Genomic DNA, 24,405 nt, shown 5'->3' on the forward strand with positions numbered 1-24,405 from the left:
TAACCCTTTTACAGGAGGTTCCCATGCCAACCCTTTGCTATTTCATGCCTTCGAAGCATTTGATTTCAAACCTCCAAAACCGCCACCTCAAGATATCACGGTTCAATGAATGCAACGATGTCTTTGAACTCGGAAATTTTCGAGCACCAGAGAAGACTGACATCCCAACAAAAAGGGAAATTCGCACAGAAATCCGAGACTGGTCCGCCAAGGCCAACGAAAAAATGGGATTGATATGCTTTTCTAACCATCACTACTCACCCCTTATGTGGGCGCATTACGCCGATCAAAACCGGGGAGCGTGCCTTGTCTTCGAATACGAAGAAAAACCCGGCGTCAAATTGGCCGAAGTAAACTACACGCGCAATCGACATGTATTCCCGTTACGTGAGGCTCAGACCCTGCCATTGCTCACAAGTGAAACGCCACTAGGAGACCTTATCATTCACTGTGCGACGAAAGAGTTGGATTGGTCTTACGAAGAGGAACAAAGACTTTTGATTTTCTTTGATGAGGCGAAAACCCTTGTGAAAGACGTTGGGTGTTTAAAGTTCCTCAAGTGGGAAGACGTTCTTACTCTCAAAGAGGTTTACTTAGGCGCAAAGCCGGATTGCTGCGTAGAGGCTATTAAGGGAGCACTTCCAAAGAACGGCGAAGATGTAAACGTCACCCAAAAGCGCGCTGCATTTCGCGATTTTAGAATTGTTACCCAAGAAAATTCGGGCAGGCACAAGGCATGCAAAGATAGTCACGATTGCTCCTGTCCTAAATTCAATCCTACTTGACCCAGCTTTTAGCTTCAGACATTCCATTCCCCATGACCCAAACATCCCCCCTCCCCGCCTCGCCGCTTTCTGACGGCATCCATCCCCTCCCCTCCGGCAAGCTGGCGGCGGTGGTGACCTATCTTGAGATGACCAGACGTCCCGCGCCGCGCGATGTGGCGGCGCCTGAGGGCGTGACCTTGGTGGCGCATGAGGCGCCGGATTTGGCGTGGTATCGCGGGCTGTATCGCGCGGTTGGCGAGGATTGGCTGTGGTTTTCGCGGCTCTATATGGAGGATGCGGCGCTGGCGGCGATCCTGCATCATAAGGATGTTGAGGTCTCTGCGTTGACCAAAGACGGGCGGGCGTTGGGGCTGTTGGAATTGGATTTCCGCGACCCGGACAACACGGAGTTGACGTTTTTTGGCCTATCCAAAGAGCTGATCGGCACGGGTGCTGGGCGGTGGATGATGGAGCGGGCGCTGGATTTGGCGTTCAAGCGCCCGATCACACGGTTGTTCGTGCACACCTGTACGCTCGACAGCCCGCAGGCGGTGGGATTTTACATCCGTTCGGGCTTTGTGCCCTATCGCCGCGCCATCGAGGTGATGGACGATCCGCGGAAGAATGGGCCGGTGCGCGATGATGCGGCCGGGCATATCCCCAAGATTTGAAAGCAGGTTCCCATGAGCACGCCCACCGCCGAAGCGCTGATCCAGCGCCTGAAGTTGCAGCCCCATCCCGAGGGCGGATATTTTCGTCAGACATGGGTGGCAGAGGCCGAAGAGGGCGCACGTCCGGCGGGAACCTGCATCTATTTTTTGTTGAAAGCGGGCGAGAACAGCCATTGGCACCGCGTCGATGCGGTCGAAATCTGGCACTATTATGCCGGGGCACCGCTGATCCTGTCTCTGTCCGAAACGGACGGTGGCCCGGCGCGGGACGTGATGTTGGGGCCTGATTTTGCGCAAGGCCAAGAGCCGCAACTCATTGTCCCCAAAGGGGTTTGGCAGGCCGCCCGCAGCACGGGCGACTATACGTTGGTGGGGTGCACGGTCTCGCCCGGATTCCGGTTTGAGGGGTTTGAACTGGCCCCTCTTGGCTTTGACATCGCACGCGCGTGACCTGAGCCGCACGGATCACGCAGGGGAAACGCGCACGACCACTCGTCAGGACAGAAAAACAGGTCAGACGCTCCGCGAGAACACAAATGCCACAGCCACAGGCCAAGCCAAAGCAAAATGCGCCATCCAGCCCCACGTCCCTCCCGGCTCATGCCCGCCTTGCCTCATGACAGCGGAAGGGGCAGCCAAAGACGAAGATCATGGGACGCGCCATGAGGCAGAAAACGAACACCGGCGGCAATGAAGATGACCTTACGTTATGCCCTCCCGACAAAGCGGCGGGGCAACGGGGAAATTTACGGCATTTTCCCCGCAAATTTCCCCCAAAGGTAAGGATTTCCACACTAGCCCCAAACTGACGCAAGGTTAACTTAGCGTCAGTTAAAGAGTGCGGGAACGTGTGGTGTGTTTACCTGTCCCGTTGGGTTGGTGGAGTAAGCGCTGGTCGGACAGGAGGGGCTGGGGGGGAACCGCCACTCTACCTGCCCGCCAGCCACGTTCCACATCTCAGCCTTCAAAACCTGATCTTTCCCAATAGCTTTCCAATAGAACCGGCCAGTTCATGCCGCAACTGCATGCGCGCCTTTGGTCGGGTCGGTCGCAAGACCCGACCCACCATGGTCCCGATAGCCGCGAAACATCCCGTCCCTCTAGGCTCACATCAAGAGGCGCGCGAAGAAGAACCTGTAGACCGCAGGGCAAAGCGCCTCGAACAGACTGGGAGGAAAGTCACATGAATCTTATCAACGCTTTGGCGATTTCTATCGGCGTGCTGGCGTCTGTCGCCACATATCTCTGCCTTGGGACCGGGTTGGGCCTACAGGTTTGGGCGCTCTTTATTGGCTGGGGTGCCTATTATCACACCGGGGGCACCGCCTCCTCCATCAGCAAATGCGCCATCAACCACGCTTGGGGCGCGGTTGTCGCCACGGCCGCCTTGTTTGTCGTGGCAACGGTTGGCGGTTCTGTCGCCGTGACCTCGATCATCGTCGGCCTGTCGGTTGTGGTGCTTGTGCTGGGCGCGCATCTTCCGGCCTTGGCGACCATCCCGGCGGCGGTTTATGGCTATGCCGCAACCGCAGGCTTTGCGCTTTTGTCCGGCGTGGCGATTGGCGATCTGGCCGCCTCCGCGCAGGCCACGGTGATGGTCTTGATCTCGATGATCATCGGCACGTTGTTTGGCTTTGTCTCTGAAAAGGGGGCAGGCCTGTTGACCGCAAAATCGGGCGCGACCGAAGCCGCCTAAAGCGATCCAAAAGCGTTGCGCCTTTCCCCTGTCTCAGGTGAAAGGCGTGGCGTTTTAAAGACAAAACACCCCCCTCCGCAGTGGATCGGGGGTGTTCTTTGCTCACACCTTACGGGTCAGATCCTATGAACCGGGCTTCGACACACGCCCACCGCCAATTGCCGCACGCACCCCTGTGGTTGCGGGGCATGAGGTCGGCAAGCCGCGTTTGACGCGCATGGCGAGAAAGGCAAAGGCCTGTGCCTCCAACATGTCGCCATCCAAACCGACCGCTTCAACCGGGAGCACAGGGCAATCCACCCCGGCGGCGAGCATGGTCATCAAAGTGGTGTTGTGCCGCCCGCCGCCCGTGACATAAAGCGCGCTCGGCGGGGTTGGACAATGCTCCATCGCGCGGGCGACACAGGCGGCGGCGAAAGCGGTCAATGTGGCGACGGCATCGGCGTCTGTCAAAGTTGAAACCGCATTTATGATGTCGTGAAAATCGTTCCGATCCAGTGACTTGGGCGGCATTTTGTAAAAATACCGGTGTTCCAGCCCCTGCGTCACCGCGGCCATGTCGGGCGTGCCACTGGCGGCCAAAGCGCCATCGGCATCATAGGCCATACTGCGGCGTTCGCGCATCAGATCATTGACCGGGGCATTGGCCGGGCCGGTGTCAAAGGCCAGCAAAGCGCCCGTCTCAGACGGATCGGCGACGCGCGGATCGACCCAAGTGAGATTGCCAACCCCGCCCATATTGAGAAATGCCACGGGGGATGTCGCGCCGATGAGCCGCGCCAAAGCGTGGTGATAAAACGGCGCAAGAGGCGCGCCCTGCCCGCCCATTTCGACATCCGCGCTGCGAAAATCCCACACCACAGGCACGTCGAACACTTCGGCCAAGACCGCGCCGTCGCCCGCCTGACAGGTGCGGCCATGACCCGGGTCATGGGCCAGTGTTTGCCCGTGAAATCCAATAAGATCAAAGCCTTTGAGGGTTGAAAGCGCTTCCGCATGGGCGGTTTCGATCACCTCGCACAGCTTTTTTGAGGCGGACCACCACCCCAGTTCGGCGCGCAACAGCGCCTGTTCTGGCTCAGAATAGGGGCGAAAATGGCTGTCGCCGAATTCGAAAACCTCCACCCCATCGGTCAGGACCATGGCCACATCGACCCCATCCAACGAGGTGCCAGACATACATCCGGCCACCCAGATTGGCTCTGCTTTACCGTTCCCGCGCATGACACTCTTTCCCTTTGGCCTTTGCCCGGATATATCAGGCCGCGCTGACCCTTTGAACGGAAAATGTGACCGATGACCTACCATCCCAAATCAGACTTTCTGCGTATCATCATTGAACGCGGGTTCCTGGCCGACTGCACCAACCTGCAAGAGCTGGACGATTATCTGAACAAAGGGATGGTCACCGCCTATATCGGCTATGACGCCACGGCGTCCTCGCTGCATGTCGGGCACCTGCTCAACATCATGTTGCTGCGCTGGTTCCAAAAGACCGGCAATAAACCGATCACGCTGATGGGCGGCGGCACCACGAAAGTGGGCGATCCGTCGTTTCGCGCGGATGAGCGACCTTTGCTGACCCCGGAACAGATCGGTGCCAATATCGACGGGATGCAAAAAGTGTTTGCCCGCTACCTCGACTATGGCGATGGCAAGGCCACGCCCACAGGCGGCGACGCGGTAGGGCAAGATAATACCGCAATGATGCGCAACAATGCGGAGTGGCTGGATCAGCTCAATTACCTTGAGTTCCTGCGCGACATCGGGCGGCATTTTTCGGTCAACCGGATGTTGTCGTTTGAATCGGTGAAATCGCGTCTGGACCGGGAACAAAGCCTGTCCTTCCTCGAATTCAACTACATGATCCTTCAGGCCTATGATTTTCTGGAACTGAACCGCCGCTATGGCTGTGTGTTGCAGATGGGCGGATCGGATCAGTGGGGCAATATCGTCAACGGCATCGACCTGACCCGCCGCGTGTTGGACAATGAAATCTTTGGCCTGACCACACCGCTTTTGACCACCTCGGATGGCCGCAAAATGGGCAAATCCCAAGGTGGGGCGATCTGGCTCAATGGCGATATGTTGTCACCCTATGAGTTCTGGCAATTCTGGCGCAACACCACAGATGCGGACACGGGGCGGTTTTTGAAGCTCTTTACCGAAGTGCCGGTGGAGGAATGTGAGCGTCTTGGCGCGTTGGAAGGCTCCGAAATCAACGCGGCGAAAATCATTTTGGCCAATGAGGTCACCACATTGCTACACGGGGCGGAGGCCGCAGCGGCGGCAGAGGCCACGGCGCGCGAAGTGTTTGAAAAAGGCGGAATGGGCGATGACCTTCCGACGTTGGAACTGAGTGCACAGGAGATTGGCGACGGAATTTCCATCGTGCAACTGTTCGTGCGCTCGGGCCTTGTGGGGACGGGCAAAGAGGCCAAACGCCTGTTTGCCGACAATGGTGCCAAGGTGAACGATGCCGATCACAAAGACGCAGGTCTGTTGATCACCGCCGCCGATCTCGCCACCCCGCTGAAACTCTCGGCGGGCAAAAAACGCCACGCTTTGGTGACATTGAAAGCCTGAAACACCGGTCAGGTTTGACCATAAATGAACATTCCGCCGCGCCCCTATGCCTCTGGGCGCGGCATTTTATGCTCACTCGAATGTGCATAAAGACCCGCCCCTGAAACTTGAATGCTGCGACAGCACAAGACATATTGGGTCTATGACCTGCTCTAAACCATCTCACACCACACGGATTGCACTGGTGTCTCTCTGTTTCGGTCTCGGCTTTGGCGCATCCTGTGCCGGGAGGGCCAATGCGGAGTCATGGTTGCTTGGTGGTGGCTGGGTCATGTTGAGTGCCACGGATGGGCTTGATCACAGTTCAAAGGACGAAGGCCTGGCATTTGGCGGCAATGGGACATGGGCCACGCCCACAGAGGGGCTTGGCCTGAGCTTTGGCGCGTTTGGCAATCTTGGGCGCTTGCACGAGACCTACGCCGCGGTGACGTGGCAGACCGCGCAAGAGGAACGGTTTTCGGTTGGCAATCCGCGCCCGGCCTATGATCTCTTTGCCCGACCGGCCCTCACCGATGTGTTTCTGTCGGCGGCCCTTGAGCGCAGCGAGGTGGGCCTCAGCCGCGCCACGGATGGCACGATCACCGAGCCGAAATACTTGCCACTTGGGGCTTCTTATATGCGCGATGGGGCGGCGATGTCGCTACATTATGTCGAGGATTATGACAGCTATATCCTGGGTGTGGCAGGGCGTATGGAGCTACCGAACATGAGCGTCGATGCCGCCCTTGAACTGGTCGATGGCGACACAACCAAGGCCAATGCGAAACTGCAACTGAACCGCGATCTGGGGCCTGGCGCGGCCTCGGCCAGCCTGTTTTACAGCGGGGCCAATGCGGCGGGCACGGAATTGGAACTGGCCTATCGCCATCCGGTTGGTCAGCGTGTGACCCTGAGCGAAATCGTCTCTGTGCCGCTGTCGGAGCCGGATCAAGCGCTTGTGGCGCTGGGGGCGCAGGTCGGGCTTGGCGGGGCATGGTCTTTGAATGCGGCGGCGTCCTATGCGGACACGCAAAGCGCCTTTATGGCGGGGCTGCGGTTGGAGTTTTAATCGGCGGCACATACAAAAGGGCGCCCGAAAGCGCCCTTTGATCTTTGTCTTACGCTATGGCTTAATCGGTGACTTTGACCGATGTCATCACATCCGGCGCGCCGATGACGGCCCCGTTCGGACCTGTGCCACGCTTGATCGCGTTGACCACATCCATCCCCTGCGTCACCTTGCCGACCACCGTGTATTGGCCATCGAGATGCGGCGCGGGGGCGAACATGATGAAGAACTGGGCATTGGCGCTGTTCGGGTTTTGCGACCGCGCCATGCCAACGACGCCGATGTCAAAGGTCTTGTCAGAGAACTCGGCTTTCAGGTCATCAAAATGCGACCCGCCACGTCCGGCCATCTGCATGGAGAAGCCCTCCGCGCCCATTTTGCCGTATTCAACGTCGCCGGTTTGCGCCATGAAACCGTCGATCACGCGGTGAAACACCACGCCATCATAAGCGCCCTCATTGGCAAGTGCGGTGATTTGGGCGACATGACCGGGGGCCACATCCTCGAACAGGTCGATATGGACCACGCCACTGGCCTCGCCTTCAACCACGATGTCGAGACCCGTCGCAAAGCTTGGCGCGGCCACGCAAATGGCCAAAGCTGTCAGAGCGGATTTAAACATCGGCGGCCACCTTCATGGAGACCATGACATCGGGCTCACGCGGCGGCTCGCCACGGGTGATTTTATCCACGGCATCCATGCCCGAAATCACCCGGCCATAGACCGTGTATTGGCGATTGAGGAAATGGTTGTCGGAAAAGTTGATAAAAAACTGCGAGTTGGCAGAGTTCGGGTTTTGGGCGCGGGCCGCACCGATGGTGCCGCGATCATGCGGAATGCCGGAGAACTCGGCCTCGACATTGGGCAGATCAGAGGCACCCGTGCCGGCACGACGCGGCTCATAGTCTTTGGTTTTGTTGCCAAACTGCACATCGCCGGTTTGCGCCATAAAGCCGTCGATCACGCGGTGGAACACAACGCCATCATAGGCGCCAGAGCGGGCCAGTTCTTTCATCCGGTCGCAATGTTTGGGCGCGATTTCGGGCATCAACTCGATGACCACTTCGCCGTTTTCAAGCGTCAGGATAATCGTGTTTTCGGGATCTTTAATTTCGGCCATGGAAGCCTCCTCACCATCATAATTTCGCGCACTCTAAAGCGGCACGCGCGCGAGGGAAAGAGGCAAGCGCGCACAGAGGGGCAGCCCGGAGTTGACGAAAGCGTGTCTAAAGCGCAAACAAGGGCCAAAGATGCTGCAACCTCCCCGAAAGGACGCAAACATGGCATGGAAAACACTCGACGACATGGATTTGGACGGCAAAGTGGTGCTCACACGGGTGGACATCAACGTCCCCTTTGAGGCGGGCCATGTCACCGATGCCACACGGATTGAGCGGATCAAACCCACGATCGACGATATTTTGGCGAAGGGCGGCAAACCCGTCTTGATGGCGCATTTTGGTCGCCCGAAAGGCCAGGTTGTCCCGGACATGAGCCTTGGGCTGATCGTGGATGCGGTGGCCAAGGTCTTGGGCGTGCCGGTGAAATTTGCCAGCGATTGCATTGGCGCACCGGCGAAAACGGCGGTGGCGGATCTTGGCGCGGGTGAGGTGCTTTTGCTTGAAAACACCCGGTTTCATGAGGGCGAAACCACCAACGATCCGAAATTCGCCGCCTCCTTGGCGGCTTTGGGCGATGTCTATGTCAATGACGCCTTCTCGGCGGCGCACCGTGCTCATGCGTCGACCGAAGGTTTGGCGAAATTGTTGCCCTGCTGCGCCGGTCGGTTGATGCAGGCGGAGCTTTCCGCGCTTGAGGCCGCTTTGGCGACCCCGGAGCGCCCGGTGGTGGCCGTGGTTGGCGGGGCGAAAGTGTCCACCAAGCTGGATTTGTTGGGCAATCTGGTGCGCAAGGTCGATTATCTGATCATCGGCGGCGGCATGGCCAACACATTTCTGGCCGCAGAGGGTGTCGATGTCGGTAAATCCCTGTGCGAACATGATTTGGCGGAAACCGCGCTTGAGATCGTGAAAAAGGCCGATGAGGCAGGCTGTGAGATCGTTTTGCCAATCGACGTGGTTGTGGCGCGCGAATTTAAAGCCAATGCGGCAAACGACGTCGTTCCGGTGACCGAATGCCCAAGCGATGCGATGATTTTTGATGCCGGCCCGGCCTCTGTCAAACGCATCATCGAGATCATTGATGGCGCAAAAACACTGATCATGAACGGCCCGTTGGGCGTGTTCGAATTGACCCCGTTTCACACCGGCACCTTCGCAATGCTGGCGGAAATTGAGGCGCAGACCAAAGCTGGTAAGCTGATTTCAGTGGCGGGTGGTGGCGACACGGTGTCGGCGATCAACATGGCATGCTCTGCCGATGGGTTCACCTATATTTCGACCGCAGGCGGCGCGTTCCTTGAATGGATGGAAGGCAAGGCGCTTCCGGGGGTTGTGGCGCTCGGTTAAATGCGCCCCTCTTTGACAAAGATAAAGGCCCGCGCGATCCCCTCGTGTGGGCCTTTGTCATCTGGGGGCCATCGTGGGGCTATGGCGTCACAGCATGGTGGCCATGTCCCGCACGGTTGCTCCAAATCAAATCCTTTGCCTGCAAAACCGCCTAGCGTGCCACATGACGGGGCCGTGAGCGCAATCATCCAAAATGTTAGCGCCACCACGATTGCGACAAACCGCAGGGCACGGTAACCCGGAGCAAGACCCGCAGCCTCCCCTTGATGAGGGGTCACGTGAGCAACGAGTGAGCCAAAAGAGGATACAGATGTCTATTGAACAAATGACCGCCAAGATGAGCGAAGGCCAAGGCTTTATTGCAGCACTGGACCAATCGGGTGGCTCGACACCCAAGGCGCTGAAACTCTATGGCGTTGAGGAAAGCGATTATAACGGCGAAGCTGAAATGTTTGACGCGGTGCATGCGATGCGCTCGCGGATCATGCAATCTCCGGCGTTTACCGGCGACAAAGTGATCGGTGCGATCCTGTTTGAAATGACGATGGACCGCGATGTGGCGGGCAAACCGACCTCGCATTACCTTTGGGAAGAAAAGGGCGTTGTGCCGTTTTTGAAGATCGACAAAGGGCTTGAGGCCGAAGACAACGGCGTTCAGGTGATGAAACCGATGCCGGGTCTGGACGATCTTTTGGCGCGGGCGTTCAAATTGGGCGTGTTTGGCACCAAAGAGCGCTCTGTGATCAATGCCGCCAACCCGGTGGGGATCAAAGCGGTCGTGGATCAGCAGTTTGAGATTGGCGAGCAAGTGATTGCGGCGGGTCTGATGCCGATCCTTGAGCCGGAAGTGACCATCACCATCGCAGATAAGGCCGAGGCCGAAGCGATCCTGCGCGACGAGATTTTGACCCATCTCGACGCCTTGGATGAGAGCAAAAAGGTGATGTTGAAACTGTCGCTGCCCAGTGTTGCGAATTTCTACAAACCGCTGGTCGATCACCCGCGCGTTTTGAAGGTTGTGGCGCTGTCTGGCGGCTATTCCCGCGACGATGCCAACGCCATCCTGAGCCAAAACACCGGCATGATCGCGTCCTTCTCGCGTGCCCTGTCCGAAGGGTTGAACGCCAAACAAACCGACGCGGAATTTGACGCCACGCTGCAAGCGGCCGTGGACAGCATCCACGCGGCCTCCATCGCGGGCTAACCCCCGCCCTATGACAAGACGGCAAAGCGCCCCAATTCTGGGGCGCTTTGTTTTTGAGAGCTTTTTTCTGCCGACGATTCGTTTTTGGGATTCACAGAGCGAATCACTTGTGTCATAAGAGAGTTACGGAGCGACCCGACCAAAGAGGTGGCCCGTTTGAGGCAGTACAGGTGTCAAAAGCACCTATCATACAAAGGTAAGAAGCCTATCATGGCTCATCCGCGCAAACGTCCGTCGCTGGCCGTGCTTTTGTACACCGGCGTCATTGTCACCTTAGGTGGCTATTTCACTTTTGCCTCCGTGCAGGGTGAATACGGACTTTTTCGCCGTCTGCAAATCGAGGCTGAATTGTCCGAATTGCAGACGGTGAGCGGCCAACTTGACGAAGAGTTGGCGGTGATGCGCAACAAGACGATGCGCTTGTCAGACCGCTATCTTGACCTTGACCTTCTGGACGAACAGGCTCGCGATATTTTGGGATACCTGCGTTCGGATGAGATCGTCATTCGCTAAGCCCTCACAAGGCCCAAGGCGGATCACCAAGGACACACGAGCAAAACGAGTCCCGATATGAAAGCCATGTTCCCGACCCGCCTGATGCGCCGCTCCAAATTGGGTTTTGCGGCTCTTTTGCTTGGCACACTCATGGCGTGCAGCGGCGGAGGCAACCCACCACGGGACCCCGAAAACGCTTGCTCCATTTTCAAAGAACGCCCGCATTACCAACAGGCGCTCAAAGCGTCAGAACGCAAATGGGGTGTCTCAATTCCGGTGCAAATGGCACTGATTTATCAAGAATCCACCTTTCGCGCGACGGCCCGCCCGCCGAAACGCTATGTGCTGTTCATCATCCCCAAAGGCCGGGCCAGTTCGGCGCGCGGCTATGCGCAGGCGCTCGATGGCACATGGGACGACTACCGCAACGGGCCGGGACGCGCGGGCGCAAGCCGGAGCAACATTCGGGACGCCGCGGATTTCATCGGCTGGTATGTCAGCGGCAACAACGCCGCCCTTGGCATCTCAAACAGCGATGCGCGCAACAGCTACCTTGCCTATCACGAAGGCCGCACGGGGTATCGTCGCGGCACATATCAGAGCAAATCCTGGCTTTTGAGCACCGCCGACGCGGTCGCCGTGCGCGCAGCGCGCTATGAGGCACAGCTTATCAGCTGTCGTTAAGGGCGTCGGATCAAAGCTATTCCCCAAACGCATAGCTGCGTCCCAAATTGCAACTCAAAAAACCCGTGCATTCGTGACGTTGCGTCTGTATTATATAGTTTAATACTAAACTAAACCCTTTTACGCTTTTTCCTGATCGGGAAAAGCGGCGAAGGACCGCGCCTCTTTGTGGGGTGTGGGCGACTTGCACAGCATCTGTCACCCGGATGTCATGCAGACCACTTTATATGTCGGACTTTGGAGGAGGAGGCCATATGGCAACCCGGAAATCAGCATCCACGCCGGCGAGCAAAGCGAACGTCTCGAAAGACGAATTGCTCGCCTATTACAAGGATATGCTTCTCATTCGCCGTTTTGAAGAAAAGGCCGGCCAATTGTATGGCATGGGCCTGATCGGCGGCTTTTGTCACCTGTACATCGGCCAGGAGGCGGTTGTGGTTGGGCTTGAGGCCGCAGCCAAAGAGGGTGACAAACGCATCACCTCGTATCGCGACCACGGCCATATGTTGGCCTGCGGCATGGACCCGAAAGGCGTGATGGCCGAATTGACCGGGCGCGAGGGTGGTTATTCCAAAGGCAAGGGCGGCTCCATGCATATGTTCTCGAAAGAGAAGCATTTCTATGGCGGTCACGGCATCGTCGGCGCGCAGGTGCCTCTGGGTGCCGGTCTGGCCTTTTCCGACAAATACAAAGGCAATGACAATGTGACCTTTGCCTATTTTGGCGATGGCGCGGCGAACCAAGGTCAGGTCGCTGAGACCTATAACATGGCCGAAATTTGGGACTTGCCGGTGATTTTTGTCATCGAAAACAACCAATACGCCATGGGCACCTCAACCCAACGCTCGACCAAATCGCCGAGCTATTGGGGACGTGGCGCCGCCTATGGGATCGAAGGCGAAGAAGTCGACGGCATGGATGTTTTGGCGGTCAAAGAGGCCTCAGAGCGGGCCACGGCGCATTGTCGCGCGGGCAAAGGCCCCTACATTCTTGAGGTCAAAACCTATCGCTATCGCGGCCACTCAATGTCCGACCCGGCAAAATACCGGACCCGCGAAGAGGTCCAGAAGATGCGCGAAGAGCGCGATCCGATTGAGGCGGTGCGGTCGATCCTTTTGACCGGCAACCACGCCACGGAAGACGATCTCAAAGCCATCGACAAGGACATCAAGGCGGTGGTGAACGCCTCCGCCGAGTTCGCGAAAGAAAGCCCGGAACCGGCGCAGAGCGAACTTTGGACTGACATTTATGCGGATGAAATTCCGCAGCATGACGCCTGATTTGGGAGGATAGACGACAATGGCTACCGAACTGCTGATGCCCGCGCTGTCTCCGACCATGGAGGAGGGCACGCTTGCGAAATGGCTCGTCAAAGAGGGGGACACCGTGTCCGCCGGCGACATTATCGCGGAAATTGAAACCGACAAGGCGACGATGGAATTCGAAGCCGTGGACGAAGGGATCATGGGGAAACTCCTGATCGCGGAAGGCACGGAGGGCGTGAAAGTGAACACCCCGATCGCGATTATCATTGAAGAGGGCGAAGACGCCTCCAACCTGTCCGCCTCCAACCTGTCTGCCTCCGCCCCGGCTGAAGAGGCGGCACCTGTTGAAGATGCGGCCCCTGCCCCGGCCAAAGCGCCCGCCAAGGCCGCCGCACCGATTGTGTCGAAAGCGGTTGAGCCGGATTACCCGGCTGGCACCGAGATGAAACAACAAACGGTGCGCGAAGCGTTGCGCGACGCAATGTCCGAAGAGATGCGCCGCGACGAAAACGTGTTCCTGATGGGCGAAGAGGTGGCCGAATATCAAGGCGCCTATAAAATCTCCCAAGGCATGTTGGACGAGTTTGGTTCAAAACGCATCATCGACACGCCGATCACCGAGCACGGCTTTGCCGGGATCGCAACGGGGGCGGCCTTTGGTGGTTTGCGTCCGATCGTTGAATTCATGACCTTTAACTTTGCAATGCAGGCGATTGACCACCTGATCAACTCTGCCGCCAAGACGCTTTATATGTCTGGCGGTCAGATGGGCGCCCCGATGGTGTTCCGGGGTCCGAACGGCGCGGCGGCCCGTGTGGGCGCGCAGCACTCGCAATGTTATGCCGCATGGTATGCGCATATTCCGGGTCTGAAAGTGGTCATGCCTTACTCGGCAGCCGACTACAAAGGCTTGATGAAAACCGCGATCCGCGATCCGAACCCGGTGATTTTCCTTGAGAACGAAATCCTCTATGGGAAGTCCTTTGAGGTGCCGGTTCTGGACGATTTCACCATCCCGTTTGGCAAAGCGCGGATTTGGCGCGAGGGCACGGATGTGACCATCGTCTCCTTCGGCATCGGCATGACCTATGCGTTGGAAGCGGCGGACAAACTGGCCGAAGAGGGCATTTCCGCCGAAGTCATCGACCTGCGCACCCTGCGCCCGATCGACTATGACACGGTGCTGGCCTCTGTGATGAAAACCAACCGCTGCGTGACCGTCGAAGAGGGCTTCCCGGTGGGGTCCATCGGCAACCACATCTCCTCGGTGATCATGCAAAAGGCGTTTGATTATCTGGACGCGCCGGTGATCACCTGTGCGGGCAAAGATGTGCCGATGCCCTACGCCGCCAATTTGGAAAAACTCGCGCTTGTGACCACGGCTGACGTGATCCAGGCGGTCAAAGACGTCACCTACCGTTAAGGAGAAAAGACAATGGCAATTGAACTACTTATGCCCGCGCTGTCTCCGACGATGGAGGAAGGCACTTTGGCGAAATGGTTGGTCAAAGAGGGTGACACGATCTCTTCTGGCGATGTGATCGCAGAGATCGAAACCGATAAGGCGACGATGGAATTCGAGGCGGTGGATGAAGGGATCATGGGGAAACTCCTGATCGCGGAAGGCACGGAGGGCGTGAAGGTCAACGCGGCCATCGCGATCCTGTTGGAAGAGGGCGAAGACGCCTCTGCGATGGACAACATGGGGGCGGCTCCCGCCCCTGCCGCGGCGGCAGAAGCGGCTCCGGCAGAGGCTCCGAAAACTGAGGCTCCACAGACCGAGGCCAGCGCTGCGGCCCCTGCCCCGGCAGCTCCGGTTGCGGCCTCTGGCGAGCGCATCTTTGCCTCGCCTTTGGCTCGCCGGATTGCCGCGCAAAAGGGTCTCGACCTGACCACCATGAGCGGCTCTGGCCCGAAAGGCCGGATCGTGAAAGCCGATGTTGAAAACGCCACGGCCGCACCGAAAGCGGAGGCTCCGAAAGCAGCCGCGACCTCCGAGGCCGCCCCTACGAAAGCGGCCCCGGCGGGTCCAACCGCAGATATGGTTGCGAAAATGTATGCGGATCGTGAGTATGAGGAAATCAAACTCGACGGGATGCGCAAAACCATTGCCGCGCGTTTGACCGAGGCGAAACAGACCATCCCGCATTTCTACCTGCGCCGCGACATCAAACTCGATGCGCTGTTGAAATTCCGCGCCGAGTTGAACCATCAGCTCACGGGCAAGGGCGTCAAACTTTCGGTCAATGATTTCATCATCAAAGCCGTCGCCAACGCGCTGCAAGAGGTCCCAGAGGCCAATGCGGTTTGGGCCGGTGACCGTGTATTGCAGATGAAATCATCCGATGTGGCCGTGGCTGTGGCGATTGAGGGCGGGCTGTTCACGCCGGTGCTCAGGGACTCGGACATGAAGTCACTCTCCACGCTCTCGAAAGAGATGAAAGACCTCGCCCACCGTGCCCGCGACCGCAAACTCGCGCCGCATGAATACCAAGGCGGGTCGTTCGCAATCTCCAACCTCGGCATGTTCGGCATCGACAATTTCGACGCCATCGTGAACCCGCCGCATGCGGGCATCTTGGCCGTCGGCGCGGGTGTGAAAAAGCCGGTTGTTGGGGATGATGGCGAGTTGACGGTTGCAACGGTGATGAGCGTGACGATGTCCGTGGATCACCGGGTGATTGACGGGGCGCTGGGGGCGAATTTGCTCAAAGCCATCGTTGATAATCTTGAGAATCCGGTGGCGATGCTGGCGTAAAGGCCGGTCATTTTTAAAGCATGAAGCCCCGCCAATTTGGCGGGGCTTTTTATTGTGCCGGCAGCGTTCAAGCGCTAAGGTTTCGCCCATTCATCTCCCTATGCGAGCATTTGACATGAGCTTTTATTGCCGAATTGATTTGACCGGTCCCCTCGACCTTGAGGCTGTCAAAGAGGGCCTGCCTTTTGCCGATGTCGGATATGATTGGATTGACAACCGGGCAATATTTTACCGTGAAGGCGTGTCTGTGCGTGGAGTGTCACTTTACGTCCGCGCAGGCGCGATTGAGCTTGGTCTCAATGCGTTTTCTTCCGTTGAGGATGCCGAACTCTTTACCGCCTTGGTACGGGTTTTCGTTGAGACGATAGGCGGTGTTTTGAAGCTTGAAACGATGGAAAAGCCGATGTCTTCACGCAATCTCCACGATCGCTTTGGCGCGCAATGGGAGGATGCGATCTTTGACAAGGCGTGGTTCTCCGAGCGAGCAGAGGAAACCGTGACATTGCTTGGGATGCTGCCTGATGACGCAGACGACGCTCTGCATATCCTTGGACATCATATTGATTTTTCAATTTCCAAGGCGTTTCTGTCGGAGCCCCGTTTGAAGAGCAAAACCCCAAGCCAAATTGCGCATGAACTTCTTGATGAGGCAAAAGAGCTTCAGGCTTTTGCGGGGGCGGAGGGGACCTATTGCCCAGATTTGGTGAACATTGTGTTAAAACCCAAACGCGTCAAGGCAGGTATGTTGGGGCTTTTGTTGCCCAAAGCGCCAGCGCAAAATGTCAGTTTCTTTTTGCTGCACCAAGGGCTTCGCACCATTACCCCTAACCCCATTGATCAATGCGATGTTGTTCTCAAGCTCGGATCAGAGAGCCGATATTTGCCCTACGAACGCTTTATTGAGGTTGTAAAAGATCACGCCCATCGGACGTTTTTCATAAAGAACCTCGACATCACGCTGCAAGAGACCACTTATCACATGCTGTTTGATCAAGCGCAGGCTCAACCGCGCCAATACACGCCCAAAGTGGCTGTTCAGCCAACTTAAGCCAGACCTCTGAGAGAGGCTTATTTGTCGCGCGCGCCAATGAGTTGGTTCATCGACACGGACGGCTGCGAACAGCCCGCCTCGCCCACCACTTTGGCCGGAACGCCCGCAACCGTGGTGGCGGGCGGCACATCGGCCAAGACAACGGAGCCAGCAGCGATGCGCGAGCAGCAGCCGATTTTGATGTTGCCAAGCACCTTGGCCCCGGCCCCGATCAGGACGCCATCGCCGATTTTCGGGTGACGGTCTTCGTCCTCTTTGCCGGTGCCGCCCAAGGTCACGTCATGCAGGATCGACACATTGTCGCCGATGACGGCGGTTTCACCAAAGACCAGCGAATGGGCGTGATCGAGGAACAGGCCCTTGCCGATCCGGCAGGCGGGATGGATGTCGACGGAGAATTGTTCGGACATCCGCATTTGGAAGAAATAGGCGAGATCGCGGCGGCCTTCGCGCCAGAGCCAATTGGCGACGCGGTGGGCCTGAATGGCTTGGAACCCTTTGAAATAGAGCAAAGGTTGGATGTAGCGATGACACGCCGGGTCACGCTCATAAACGGCGGAAATATCGGCGCGCGCGGAGTCGGCCAAGGACGGGTCAGAGGCATAGGCGGCATCGGCGATTTCACGGATGAGCTGTTCTGACATCTCGGCAGAGGCCATTTTTTGCGCGATGCGATAGGCCAAAGCGGCCTCAAGGGTCTCATGGTGAAGGATACAGGCATGCACCATCCCGCCCAGCAGGGGCTCAGCATCCACGGCCTGACGGGCCTCGGAAACGATTTGAGTCCAAACGGGGTCGAGTTTAGACAGGTGAGTGCGTGTTTTGGCCATGCGCTTTTCCTCTTTTGAGAGAGCTTACTATAGATAGGCCTGATTTCAAAAGAGCAAGAGTGCGATCGGGTGAAACGATGTGAATTTGAAGTCTGCAAACACGAAAAAGCCCCGCACCGAGAACGGCACGGGGTATAGAATGTGTTTAAAGCGTTCCGCCATAAACTTGAAGCACGGGTTTATGACGGAACGCCCACACCATGGATATGTCTGGCAGCGTCACGCCTTTCCCCTGTCTCAGGTGAAAGGCGTGACGCTTTAGGAATGAATTATTCAGAGGGCAGCGTGAACTGCAAACAGTGGATGGCCAGACGGAGTGTGCCAGCCGTGAAATCCCCACCTTCAGCCGTGAGGATAAGATCTTCACTGGAGTAATAGGTCAAAGGTGTCCCGGTCAGGCCGCGAAGCCAACTGCCCTGGGTGGGCGACAAGCCGGAGCCATAGCGGTTGGTGGACCCGGAAACGCCCAGAGAAAACCCTGTAAGACCCGACCCCGTGATATCAGCCAGCACACGCCCGGTGACCCCGTACACAACGGATTGCCCCGGAATAGCATAAGCGGCATTGGACGTCGGCCCGGCAGAGAGCACATGATCTACCTCGATCACCTTTGAGATCATCCCCGCACCATGCGCGGAAAGAGTCTGCATCCCGAGCACCCAACCGGCCCCATCGTGCCCTGCCCAACCGTTTTGATCGGCAACATAGGCGCGCATCCCCAAGGTGGTGGGTACAAAAGCCCAGCCCGCGTTGATGTAAAGTGCAACCATACCCTCCTGTCCGGCCCACTCATTCACGGCAGCCTCGCCCACCCCGTAAGCCTCCCCCTCTTGCGGGGTCAGCGGCGGGGTGTTGAGTGTGACCGATTGGAGCGTGAGTTGCAGCAACCCGTCGATCCGGGTCAGCGCGTCGTTTACGGTTACGTGTTTTTGCGCTTGCGACGCTTGCAGCAGCGGCAATTCAAAGCGGGATGTGTCACTCATTGATCTCAATCCTTTGGAAGAGGCCCGGTCCGAAGCTTTCAGACATCTGGGCAACATGGATTTCATAAGCGCCGGTCACGCCGTCGCTGGTTTTCTGACTGGCGGAGTAGGTCCAATTGGACATCGCCACGACGCTTTCGCGCAAAAGGGCTCCGTCCTGAACGACCCGCACAACATAAAGCTCGGAGGCTTCGCTAAGGGGCACTTCGACCGATTGCCAACTGTCCCCGTCGATCCGTGTGCGCCGCACCCAAGTCAGATATGTGTCGCCCGAGAGGGTCAAATCGGCTTTGAGATGCGCCGGAGCATAGGGCCGCAGACCAATCCCATCAAAGGCTTCGACCACATGCTGATAGCTCGGATCATCGTAGCCACGTTGTGACGGGCCGATGCGGTAATGACGTGCGAGTCCGCGAGCCGATTGGGCAATGTCGATTTGTCGAAGCGCCGAGTTCAACAGGACAAAGCGAGATCCCGCAGGCCAGCTTGCCATAAGCCCGTCGGTCCCCACCTGTCCACGCAACCGCAAGGACAGATCGTAGGTTTGCGGCGCAACCAATTCTGCAGTGGCGAACTGGAACACTTCCCAGTTGCCAGACGATCCATCGCCAATCGCGGCGACATTGGCCCCGTTCAAAACATCAATGAGATCGACCGAAGTCAGTTCCCCTTTGGTCAGCTTGACCCGCAAAGAGGTCCCCCGATCCCAAACAGCAGGCTGTGCACTTTCAAGCGCCGTTTGTGTTACGCCAATGGTGGCCCAGGTTGGCAACAACGTGTTCAACTCATAGCCACTGTCAGATGCCGACGCATAGACCGCAGCCGAGCCCGGCCATGGGTTCGCCGTGACCGCAATATGCGGTGCATGCGGCGTTTCATCACCCGTCAAAAGCGGAAGATCCAAAAACAACGGATAGACCGGAACAGGGGCCGCAAACGGTTTGGCTTCGATGATTTCTTCTACCGCATCCGATGGCACATAGATTTCCTGCTCAACACGCACGGCTTCGATCTGTTGTAGATCACCAAAGGTCGCGTGATCCACCCGGTAGCGCAAAGCGCCATCCTCCGTGGTCACAGTGATCACATCACCCGCACCATATGAAAACAGCGATGGAGGAAGTGAAAATCGGGCCGTATCTCGCGCCACCCGCGATTCTGCCAACCATCGTTCCACAACCTGCCGCCCCTCTGATCGCGTGAGGGCCAAAGGCAATTCGGATTGGGATACAAGCCAGCTTTGCTCATCCGGGAACATGGCCTCTTCGGCGCGGGCAGCATAATCTCCGTCCGCATCGACAAAAGTCAGCTTAACCCGTCCCGCCACTTCCGCTTCTGGAGCACGGGTCCGTTCCAAAACCCCGTCCAACTCATCGGAGACCGCCATTTGATCTTCGCTCAGCGCAACCTTTGCTTTGCCATCACGGGACCGGAAAATGAGTTGGCCTTCGCGTTCGATTGCCTCAAACCCATAGGCCAACATAAGGGGCTGCAACGCGGAGCGGGCCCCCGAGATGTCGCTGACGCTATAGCCGCGCAAAACGCCCCAAAGTTCTTTGACATCCACCTCGTAAATGCCTGAACGCGCACAGATTTCAGTGACGACGTCGGCCAGAGACCGTGACGTACTGCGACCGTTCAACCAATGCCCGCGAGCGTAATTATCCCCATCACTCCAGACAGAGGTGACAGCCGGAAAAGCCGGATATGGTCGTCCATCCCAAGCCCAAACATGGGCCCGGCTCATGTCGATCATTGGTCCACCATAGATGTCGGACATCGGGTTATGGCTCTCATTCTTCCAGTATTCCGTCATCGCACGGACATACTGAAGCTGGATGAAATCATCCCGACGCCCGGAAGAATATTTCGGCAGTGAGCTTTCCGAAGATTTCGCATCCAAAAACTTGTTGGGTTGATTGGTCGCTTTATCAATCGCGGCACAGCCCATTTCAGTAAACCAAATCGGCTTTGACCTCGGCTGCCACACCGTTGGTGTCTCATTACGGACGCCGCCGACCCGTTCGTGATGATCGTTCTGCCACCAGCCCCGAATGTCCTTGTAGCGCCAGACCCAATCTTCACCGTAAGTGCCATCTACAATCGGGGTGCGGATTTGTGCCTTATCGTGCTCATCAAACGCATAATACCAATCATACCCCTCACCGCCTTCGATGTTGGTCTTGAGATACTCAAGATTATAGATCGAGCCAAAATCGGCGTCAGCATGATCGTCGCCATCGCGCCAATCCGACAGCGGCATGTAATTGTCGATCCCAATGAAATCAATGTTCGCGTCGGCCCAAAGCGGATCAAGATTGTAGTAAAGATTGCCGTCCGCTTGATAGCCGAAATATTCGGACCAATCCGCCGCATAGCCAATCTTACATTGTGTTCCAAGGATACCACGCACGTCTGCGGCAAGCTGGACCAAGGCGTCAACGGCCGGGAAACCAGCCGCACCACGAATGCGCGTCAGAGACCGCATCTCTGAGCCAATACAAAACGCCTCGACTCCGCCAGCCAACGCACACAGATGCGCATAATGCAGGATCATCCGGCGATACGAAAACTCGGCCGGCCCCGTGTAAGACACGGTTGATCCGGAGACAGTGAAATCTGATGCCTGCGCGGTGCCAAAAAATGCAGCAACCTCGGCGTCTGCCACAACTGTGCCGTCTGTGGTGTCCGCAACACCCGGCGCCAAAGATGTGGTGATCCGACCGCGCCATGGCAATGCCGGTTGTTCACCTTCACCCGTCCAGGGATCAATCAAGCCATTGCCTGCCAGTTGATCCATCAAGATAAACGGATAAAACATGACCTCTTGCCCCGCATCATGCAGCGCTTCAATGGCCTGAACCACTGATTGGTCCGTCGGCGTCCCACCATACACAGACCGGTCATCAATGTCGCGAGGCACCAGGTTTGCGGCGCTTCGCGACAGTCCAGACACAGACCAGGGCATGTTCGAGGCGTCTGCCACCACTTGCTCCACCTTCGGCTGCAACTGACAGAAACCACAACGCAAATCATCTCCGAACCAAGAGACCACAAGCGACGTCGATCTACAGGATTTCAACTCCTGCGACATCGCCGTCAAAGAGGTTGTAAAATCGGGTTGGCCTGAGGCGGAATTGACGTTGGACGCGGAAACGTCCCCGGCATCCCCCTCCAAATACACGGCAGTTGTCGCCAACGCGTACTCACCCGTCCCTGGGATCATCGCAACAGCTTCGACCAAATGGGTCAAATCACTCTTTTGCCCCACAGCCTGATCTGGACGCATCACTTCAAACGTAAACTGCGGCACCCGGTTGCCAAATGGCGTCAAATCGACATCCTCAAGCACAACGTAAGCAATGCCGCGGTATGCAGGCACTTCGCCCGCCCCTTCCACCGCTTCCATCTTGGGATCTGGCAACTGATCTTCCGTGCCAGAGTAAAGGCGCATATTCAACGTGCTCACATCAATCTCAGCCCCATCGGCCCAGACCCGGCCCACACGAGAAATTTCACCTTCACATAGGGCAACCGCCAAAGACACCGAATAGCTATACTGCTTGACTGTGGGAGCGCTTGGAGCCCCTTTGCCCCCACCACCCGATGTGGCGACATTCTCCTGAAATTCGGTCGCCCAGATCACCTGTCCGCCTACGCGCATCCGCCCGTAAATCTGCGCAACAGGCGTTCCCTCGGAGGCACCCGTCAGACGAAATCGTTCGACTCGACCCGTTTCCACGGTCTGGCTTCCCGCGCCCATCAAGCGTTGGTCAATCGCACGCCCAAGTGTGGCCCCGATCGCACGACCAATGACCACAGAAGACAAGCCTAATACACCTCCGCCAACGGAGGCCCCAATCGCCGCACCTGCGGCTGAAAGTACAATAGTTGCCATCACTTATCTCCCTTAAGTGGGAATGCAAAACAGGCCACAACACGCCTGCGCCATGGTGTGCTCAAAGCATTCTCAACGACGCCGTGACCGGAATAGGCATGAATGAATGAGGGGCTTTCGCCCACCCTCCCGACGATGCCAAGATGCTTGGCCACAGCCCCATCGCGCATTCGAAACAAAAGCACGTCGCCTACGGCCATCTCGCTCACCGGTTTCGATATAAGGTGCTGTTGCGCCGCATTGAAAAGCCGCTCCTCATTTTGAGGCTCACTCCAATCTTTCGTATATGGCGGGATCATTTCGGGCTCTTCGCCATAGACCTCACGCCAAATCCCACGCAATAATCCAAGACAATCGGTCCCCGCCCCTTTGCAAGAGGCCTGATGCCGATAGGGCGTTCCAAGCCAGCTGCGGGCATGATCGGCAATCGTCAAATCCATCATTCTAGCCCCCAAAAATCGAGCTACGGCTGCTACCATCATTGGCTTTGCCTTGGATCGGATAGCTCGCCAGCCAGTCTTCGCCCGGAATATGCGGAAAACCGCGAAAGTTTAGAAAGTTGTCAAACTTCAACCGGCATGTCGCCGCGCGCCGATCACATCCTGCCTCAATCCGAATGAGGTCTCCGGGCGCAATCTCTGCTCTGAGCTCTTCCCAGAGTTCAATTTTACGCCCATCCGCTGACAAGCGATCATTCTTGATCACCCCCACAAGGTGCGCGGCCGCGCCCGTTTGAACACTCAAACGCCCGCGTTCAAACCAACGGTCATCAAAGCCCTCAAAGCTGGAAAACGAAAAAAGTTTCCCCTTCTCAACGCTTTCCACCGTAACTTCGGCAAAATACCCCGGCTGATTGAGGTCAAAGCCGCAGCCTTCTCCACCCAAAACCGCCGAACAACCGGGTTGATAGACCCGCCCTTGTGGCTGGTTGAGCTCTTCGGTCAAACCCCGCAGTTCCGCGCGAAAGCCGCCGGAAACCCGTGTAATCTCGCCAAATGTCCCTTTAAACAACAGCACACGCTGGTCCACATCTGCCCAGTTCACAAGCCAAGAGCGCACCTGAGCGCCATCAAAGCGCCCGGCCCGAATGTCACTTTCTTGTACCGAGGCCGAACTCAACGCGCCCAGCGCCTCAGTGTTGTCAACCGACAGACCCGTGGATTGCTCAAGCGCATTGGCCGTAAGACCCGTATCCGCTTTAAAAACAAACCCGTCGAAACTCAGGTCATTGTCATGATCGGTAAAGCCATAGGTTTCCCCATCGCGACGCACCAGCACCCAAGCGCGACACAGCGTTGTCGTCCCGTTGGCCAAATGCATTTGTAGATCTTCCGGAAAAGCCATCAGACACGCACCTCCACAATCGGCACATTGGGCACTTCTCCAGCCTGAAATGACGCCACAGACGTCGCGATCCGATTGGTGTCAAACCGCACAGGTACGTCAAACTCATATCCGGCACTCACGGCCGCGCTCTCCGCCGGCGGAGTGGCAAAGGTGATCATCCCCGTCAGGGTATTCACCTCCCAATCAATCGCTTCAAAAAGCTCCTGACCTTGCACACCCGCTTTGACGGTTCCCAACACCGGCTTTTTCACCGGGCGAACATAAACCGCATCTCCAGACTGATAGCTCTTGTTGAGCTGGAATTGTGTGGTTTCACCATCGCCATAGGCCACAATCTGATCCTGAAATCCCACGGCTTCAGATGCCCGGCAGGTCTTGTAATCCGACCAGTCTTTCCACCGAAACCCGTAAAGTTGCCCTTGGCGCGCTTCAAAAAACGCGATGAGCAACTCGATATCATCCAAGGACCGCATCCCAAGCCCCGCATCATACCGCCGACGGGAATGTGCCCATGGGGTGTTGCGTTCTTCAAACCCGTTTGCCAGCGTCACAACATCGGTGCGCCGTTCCGGTCCTCCAACAGACCCAAAGCTCAGGTTCGCCGGAAATCTCACATCATGAAAACCCATAGGTGTTCCCCTCCATTCGAATGG

The 24,405-nt window shown here is 57.2% G+C and carries 23 protein-coding genes; 14 read left to right on the forward strand and 9 right to left on the reverse strand.

Translation table 11 applies throughout. The features are described 5' to 3' along the window. Positions 1-23 precede the first annotated feature (23 nt). The 4 genes from BLT54_RS01800 (at position 24) to BLT54_RS01815 (ending at position 3,134) form a co-directional block, all read left to right on the forward strand. Entirely contained in the window at positions 24-785 is a 762-nt protein-coding gene (locus BLT54_RS01800; protein WP_074640460.1) for a DUF2971 domain-containing protein, read from the forward strand. Positions 786-817: 32 nt separating this feature from the next. Further along, positions 818-1,438, forward strand: a complete 621-nt coding sequence (locus tag BLT54_RS01805; protein WP_074640462.1) for a GNAT family N-acetyltransferase — start codon at positions 818-820, stop codon at positions 1,436-1,438. 12 nt (positions 1,439-1,450) lie between these two features. Next, positions 1,451-1,888, forward strand: a complete 438-nt coding sequence (locus BLT54_RS01810; RefSeq protein ID WP_074640464.1) for a cupin domain-containing protein — start codon at positions 1,451-1,453, stop codon at positions 1,886-1,888. Positions 1,889-2,621: 733 nt separating this feature from the next. Beyond that, positions 2,622-3,134 carry a DUF1097 domain-containing protein gene (locus BLT54_RS01815; protein ID WP_074640465.1) on the forward strand — a complete coding sequence of 171 codons (513 nt, stop codon included), beginning with the start codon at positions 2,622-2,624 and terminating at the stop codon, positions 3,132-3,134. Between the two features lie 123 nt (positions 3,135-3,257). Here the strand turns inward: BLT54_RS01815 and BLT54_RS01820 are convergent, their stop codons facing one another. Further along, complete coding sequence (locus BLT54_RS01820; protein WP_074640467.1) at positions 3,258-4,358, reverse strand: anhydro-N-acetylmuramic acid kinase; 1,101 nt, start codon at positions 4,356-4,358, stop codon at positions 3,258-3,260. Positions 4,359-4,430: 72 nt separating this feature from the next. On the opposite strand from BLT54_RS01820, the gene tyrS reads away from it, so the two are divergent. Both tyrS and BLT54_RS01830 read left to right on the forward strand, forming a co-directional pair. Next, positions 4,431-5,720, forward strand: coding sequence for a tyrosine--tRNA ligase (gene tyrS, locus BLT54_RS01825; RefSeq protein WP_074640469.1), 1,290 nt, complete (start codon positions 4,431-4,433; stop codon positions 5,718-5,720). A gap of 184 nt (positions 5,721-5,904) precedes the next feature. Then, a complete protein-coding gene (locus BLT54_RS01830; protein WP_143026710.1) occupies positions 5,905-6,768 on the forward strand; it encodes a hypothetical protein in 864 nt (287 codons plus the stop codon). 61 nt (positions 6,769-6,829) lie between these two features. On the opposite strand, the gene BLT54_RS01835 is transcribed toward BLT54_RS01830, so the two are convergent. Beyond that, on the reverse strand, positions 6,830-7,390 hold the full coding sequence (locus tag BLT54_RS01835; protein ID WP_074640473.1) for a peptidylprolyl isomerase: 561 nt from the start codon (positions 7,388-7,390) through the stop codon (positions 6,830-6,832). Then, positions 7,383-7,889, reverse strand: coding sequence for a peptidylprolyl isomerase (locus tag BLT54_RS01840; RefSeq protein WP_074640476.1), 507 nt, complete (start codon positions 7,887-7,889; stop codon positions 7,383-7,385). Before BLT54_RS01840 ends, BLT54_RS01835 begins: the two co-directional genes overlap by 8 nt. 160 nt (positions 7,890-8,049) lie before the next feature. Here BLT54_RS01840 and BLT54_RS01845 point away from each other — a divergent pair, with 160 nt between their 5' ends. The 8 genes from BLT54_RS01845 (at position 8,050) to BLT54_RS01880 (ending at position 16,691) form a co-directional block, all read left to right on the forward strand. Next, positions 8,050-9,237 carry a phosphoglycerate kinase gene (locus tag BLT54_RS01845; RefSeq protein ID WP_074640478.1) on the forward strand — a complete coding sequence of 396 codons (1,188 nt, stop codon included), beginning with the start codon at positions 8,050-8,052 and terminating at the stop codon, positions 9,235-9,237. 310 nt (positions 9,238-9,547) lie between these two features. After that, positions 9,548-10,441: a fructose bisphosphate aldolase gene (locus BLT54_RS01850; RefSeq protein WP_074640481.1), complete on the forward strand. Its 894-nt coding sequence runs from the start codon at positions 9,548-9,550 to the stop codon at positions 10,439-10,441. Positions 10,442-10,651: 210 nt separating this feature from the next. Beyond that, the gene (locus tag BLT54_RS01855; protein ID WP_074640483.1) at positions 10,652-10,954 is read left to right on the forward strand and encodes an FtsB family cell division protein; all 303 of its coding nucleotides are present in this window, start codon (positions 10,652-10,654) and stop codon (positions 10,952-10,954) included. A 57-nt stretch (positions 10,955-11,011) separates the two neighbouring features. Further along, on the forward strand, positions 11,012-11,620 hold the full coding sequence (locus BLT54_RS01860; RefSeq protein ID WP_143026711.1) for a transglycosylase SLT domain-containing protein: 609 nt from the start codon (positions 11,012-11,014) through the stop codon (positions 11,618-11,620). Positions 11,621-11,874: 254 nt separating this feature from the next. Further along, on the forward strand, positions 11,875-12,900 hold the full coding sequence (gene pdhA / locus BLT54_RS01865) for a pyruvate dehydrogenase (acetyl-transferring) E1 component subunit alpha (protein ID WP_074640485.1): 1,026 nt from the start codon (positions 11,875-11,877) through the stop codon (positions 12,898-12,900). 19 nt (positions 12,901-12,919) lie between these two features. After that, entirely contained in the window at positions 12,920-14,308 is a 1,389-nt protein-coding gene (locus BLT54_RS01870) for a pyruvate dehydrogenase complex E1 component subunit beta (protein ID WP_074640487.1), read from the forward strand. 12 nt (positions 14,309-14,320) lie between these two features. Beyond that, complete coding sequence (locus BLT54_RS01875; protein WP_074640489.1) at positions 14,321-15,643, forward strand: pyruvate dehydrogenase complex dihydrolipoamide acetyltransferase; 1,323 nt, start codon at positions 14,321-14,323, stop codon at positions 15,641-15,643. After that, positions 15,567-16,691 carry a hypothetical protein gene (locus BLT54_RS01880; RefSeq protein WP_143026712.1) on the forward strand — a complete coding sequence of 375 codons (1,125 nt, stop codon included), beginning with the start codon at positions 15,567-15,569 and terminating at the stop codon, positions 16,689-16,691. The genes BLT54_RS01875 and BLT54_RS01880 overlap by 77 nt, the downstream gene beginning before the upstream one ends. A 20-nt stretch (positions 16,692-16,711) precedes the next feature. On the opposite strand, the gene cysE is transcribed toward BLT54_RS01880, so the two are convergent. The 6 genes from cysE to BLT54_RS01910 all read right to left on the reverse strand — a co-directional run bounded on the left by cysE (position 16,712) and on the right by BLT54_RS01910 (position 24,381). Next, a complete protein-coding gene (gene cysE, locus BLT54_RS01885) occupies positions 16,712-17,524 on the reverse strand; it encodes a serine O-acetyltransferase (RefSeq protein WP_074640492.1) in 813 nt (270 codons plus the stop codon). Positions 17,525-17,793: 269 nt separating this feature from the next. After that, a complete protein-coding gene (locus BLT54_RS01890; protein ID WP_074640494.1) occupies positions 17,794-18,507 on the reverse strand; it encodes a DUF2793 domain-containing protein in 714 nt (237 codons plus the stop codon). Beyond that, a complete protein-coding gene (locus BLT54_RS01895; RefSeq protein ID WP_074640496.1) occupies positions 18,500-22,405 on the reverse strand; it encodes a baseplate multidomain protein megatron in 3,906 nt (1,301 codons plus the stop codon). The genes BLT54_RS01890 and BLT54_RS01895 overlap by 8 nt, the downstream gene beginning before the upstream one ends. Further along, on the reverse strand, positions 22,405-22,845 hold the full coding sequence (locus tag BLT54_RS01900; RefSeq protein WP_074641429.1) for an NlpC/P60 family protein: 441 nt from the start codon (positions 22,843-22,845) through the stop codon (positions 22,405-22,407). Before BLT54_RS01900 ends, BLT54_RS01895 begins: the two co-directional genes overlap by 1 nt. 4 nt (positions 22,846-22,849) lie before the next feature. After that, the gene (locus tag BLT54_RS01905; protein ID WP_074640498.1) at positions 22,850-23,749 is read right to left on the reverse strand and encodes a DUF2163 domain-containing protein; all 900 of its coding nucleotides are present in this window, start codon (positions 23,747-23,749) and stop codon (positions 22,850-22,852) included. Next, positions 23,749-24,381, reverse strand: coding sequence for a DUF2460 domain-containing protein (locus BLT54_RS01910; RefSeq protein WP_074640499.1), 633 nt, complete (start codon positions 24,379-24,381; stop codon positions 23,749-23,751). Before BLT54_RS01910 ends, BLT54_RS01905 begins: the two co-directional genes overlap by 1 nt. Positions 24,382-24,405 lie beyond the last annotated feature (24 nt).

Origin of the sequence: Celeribacter baekdonensis (assembly GCF_900102315.1) — a bacterium.
Lineage (GTDB): Bacteria > Pseudomonadota > Alphaproteobacteria > Rhodobacterales > Rhodobacteraceae > Celeribacter > Celeribacter baekdonensis.

What these genes read in the sequence shown, in the direction of transcription:
- BLT54_RS01800 (WP_074640460.1), top strand. Translation starts at nt 24, where the DNA reads ATGCCAACCCTTTGCTATTTCATGCCTTCGAAGCATTTGATTTCAAAC.
- BLT54_RS01805 (WP_074640462.1), top strand. Translation starts at nt 818, where the DNA reads ATGACCCAAACATCCCCCCTCCCCGCCTCGCCGCTTTCTGACGGCATC.
- BLT54_RS01810 (WP_074640464.1), top strand. Translation starts at nt 1,451, where the DNA reads ATGAGCACGCCCACCGCCGAAGCGCTGATCCAGCGCCTGAAGTTGCAG.
- BLT54_RS01815 (WP_074640465.1), top strand. Translation starts at nt 2,622, where the DNA reads ATGAATCTTATCAACGCTTTGGCGATTTCTATCGGCGTGCTGGCGTCT.
- BLT54_RS01820 (WP_074640467.1), bottom strand. Translation starts at nt 4,358, where the DNA reads ATGCGCGGGAACGGTAAAGCAGAGCCAATCTGGGTGGCCGGATGTATG.
- tyrS (WP_074640469.1), top strand. Translation starts at nt 4,431, where the DNA reads ATGACCTACCATCCCAAATCAGACTTTCTGCGTATCATCATTGAACGC.
- BLT54_RS01835 (WP_074640473.1), bottom strand. Translation starts at nt 7,390, where the DNA reads ATGTTTAAATCCGCTCTGACAGCTTTGGCCATTTGCGTGGCCGCGCCA.
- BLT54_RS01840 (WP_074640476.1), bottom strand. Translation starts at nt 7,889, where the DNA reads ATGGCCGAAATTAAAGATCCCGAAAACACGATTATCCTGACGCTTGAA.
- BLT54_RS01845 (WP_074640478.1), top strand. Translation starts at nt 8,050, where the DNA reads ATGGCATGGAAAACACTCGACGACATGGATTTGGACGGCAAAGTGGTG.
- BLT54_RS01850 (WP_074640481.1), top strand. Translation starts at nt 9,548, where the DNA reads ATGTCTATTGAACAAATGACCGCCAAGATGAGCGAAGGCCAAGGCTTT.
- BLT54_RS01855 (WP_074640483.1), top strand. Translation starts at nt 10,652, where the DNA reads ATGGCTCATCCGCGCAAACGTCCGTCGCTGGCCGTGCTTTTGTACACC.
- BLT54_RS01860 (WP_143026711.1), top strand. Translation starts at nt 11,012, where the DNA reads ATGAAAGCCATGTTCCCGACCCGCCTGATGCGCCGCTCCAAATTGGGT.
- pdhA (WP_074640485.1), top strand. Translation starts at nt 11,875, where the DNA reads ATGGCAACCCGGAAATCAGCATCCACGCCGGCGAGCAAAGCGAACGTC.
- BLT54_RS01870 (WP_074640487.1), top strand. Translation starts at nt 12,920, where the DNA reads ATGGCTACCGAACTGCTGATGCCCGCGCTGTCTCCGACCATGGAGGAG.
- BLT54_RS01875 (WP_074640489.1), top strand. Translation starts at nt 14,321, where the DNA reads ATGGCAATTGAACTACTTATGCCCGCGCTGTCTCCGACGATGGAGGAA.
- cysE (WP_074640492.1), bottom strand. Translation starts at nt 17,524, where the DNA reads ATGGCCAAAACACGCACTCACCTGTCTAAACTCGACCCCGTTTGGACT.
- BLT54_RS01890 (WP_074640494.1), bottom strand. Translation starts at nt 18,507, where the DNA reads ATGAGTGACACATCCCGCTTTGAATTGCCGCTGCTGCAAGCGTCGCAA.
- BLT54_RS01895 (WP_074640496.1), bottom strand. Translation starts at nt 22,405, where the DNA reads ATGGCAACTATTGTACTTTCAGCCGCAGGTGCGGCGATTGGGGCCTCC.
- BLT54_RS01900 (WP_074641429.1), bottom strand. Translation starts at nt 22,845, where the DNA reads ATGGATTTGACGATTGCCGATCATGCCCGCAGCTGGCTTGGAACGCCC.
- BLT54_RS01905 (WP_074640498.1), bottom strand. Translation starts at nt 23,749, where the DNA reads ATGGCTTTTCCGGAAGATCTACAAATGCATTTGGCCAACGGGACGACA.
- BLT54_RS01910 (WP_074640499.1), bottom strand. Translation starts at nt 24,381, where the DNA reads ATGGGTTTTCATGATGTGAGATTTCCGGCGAACCTGAGCTTTGGGTCT.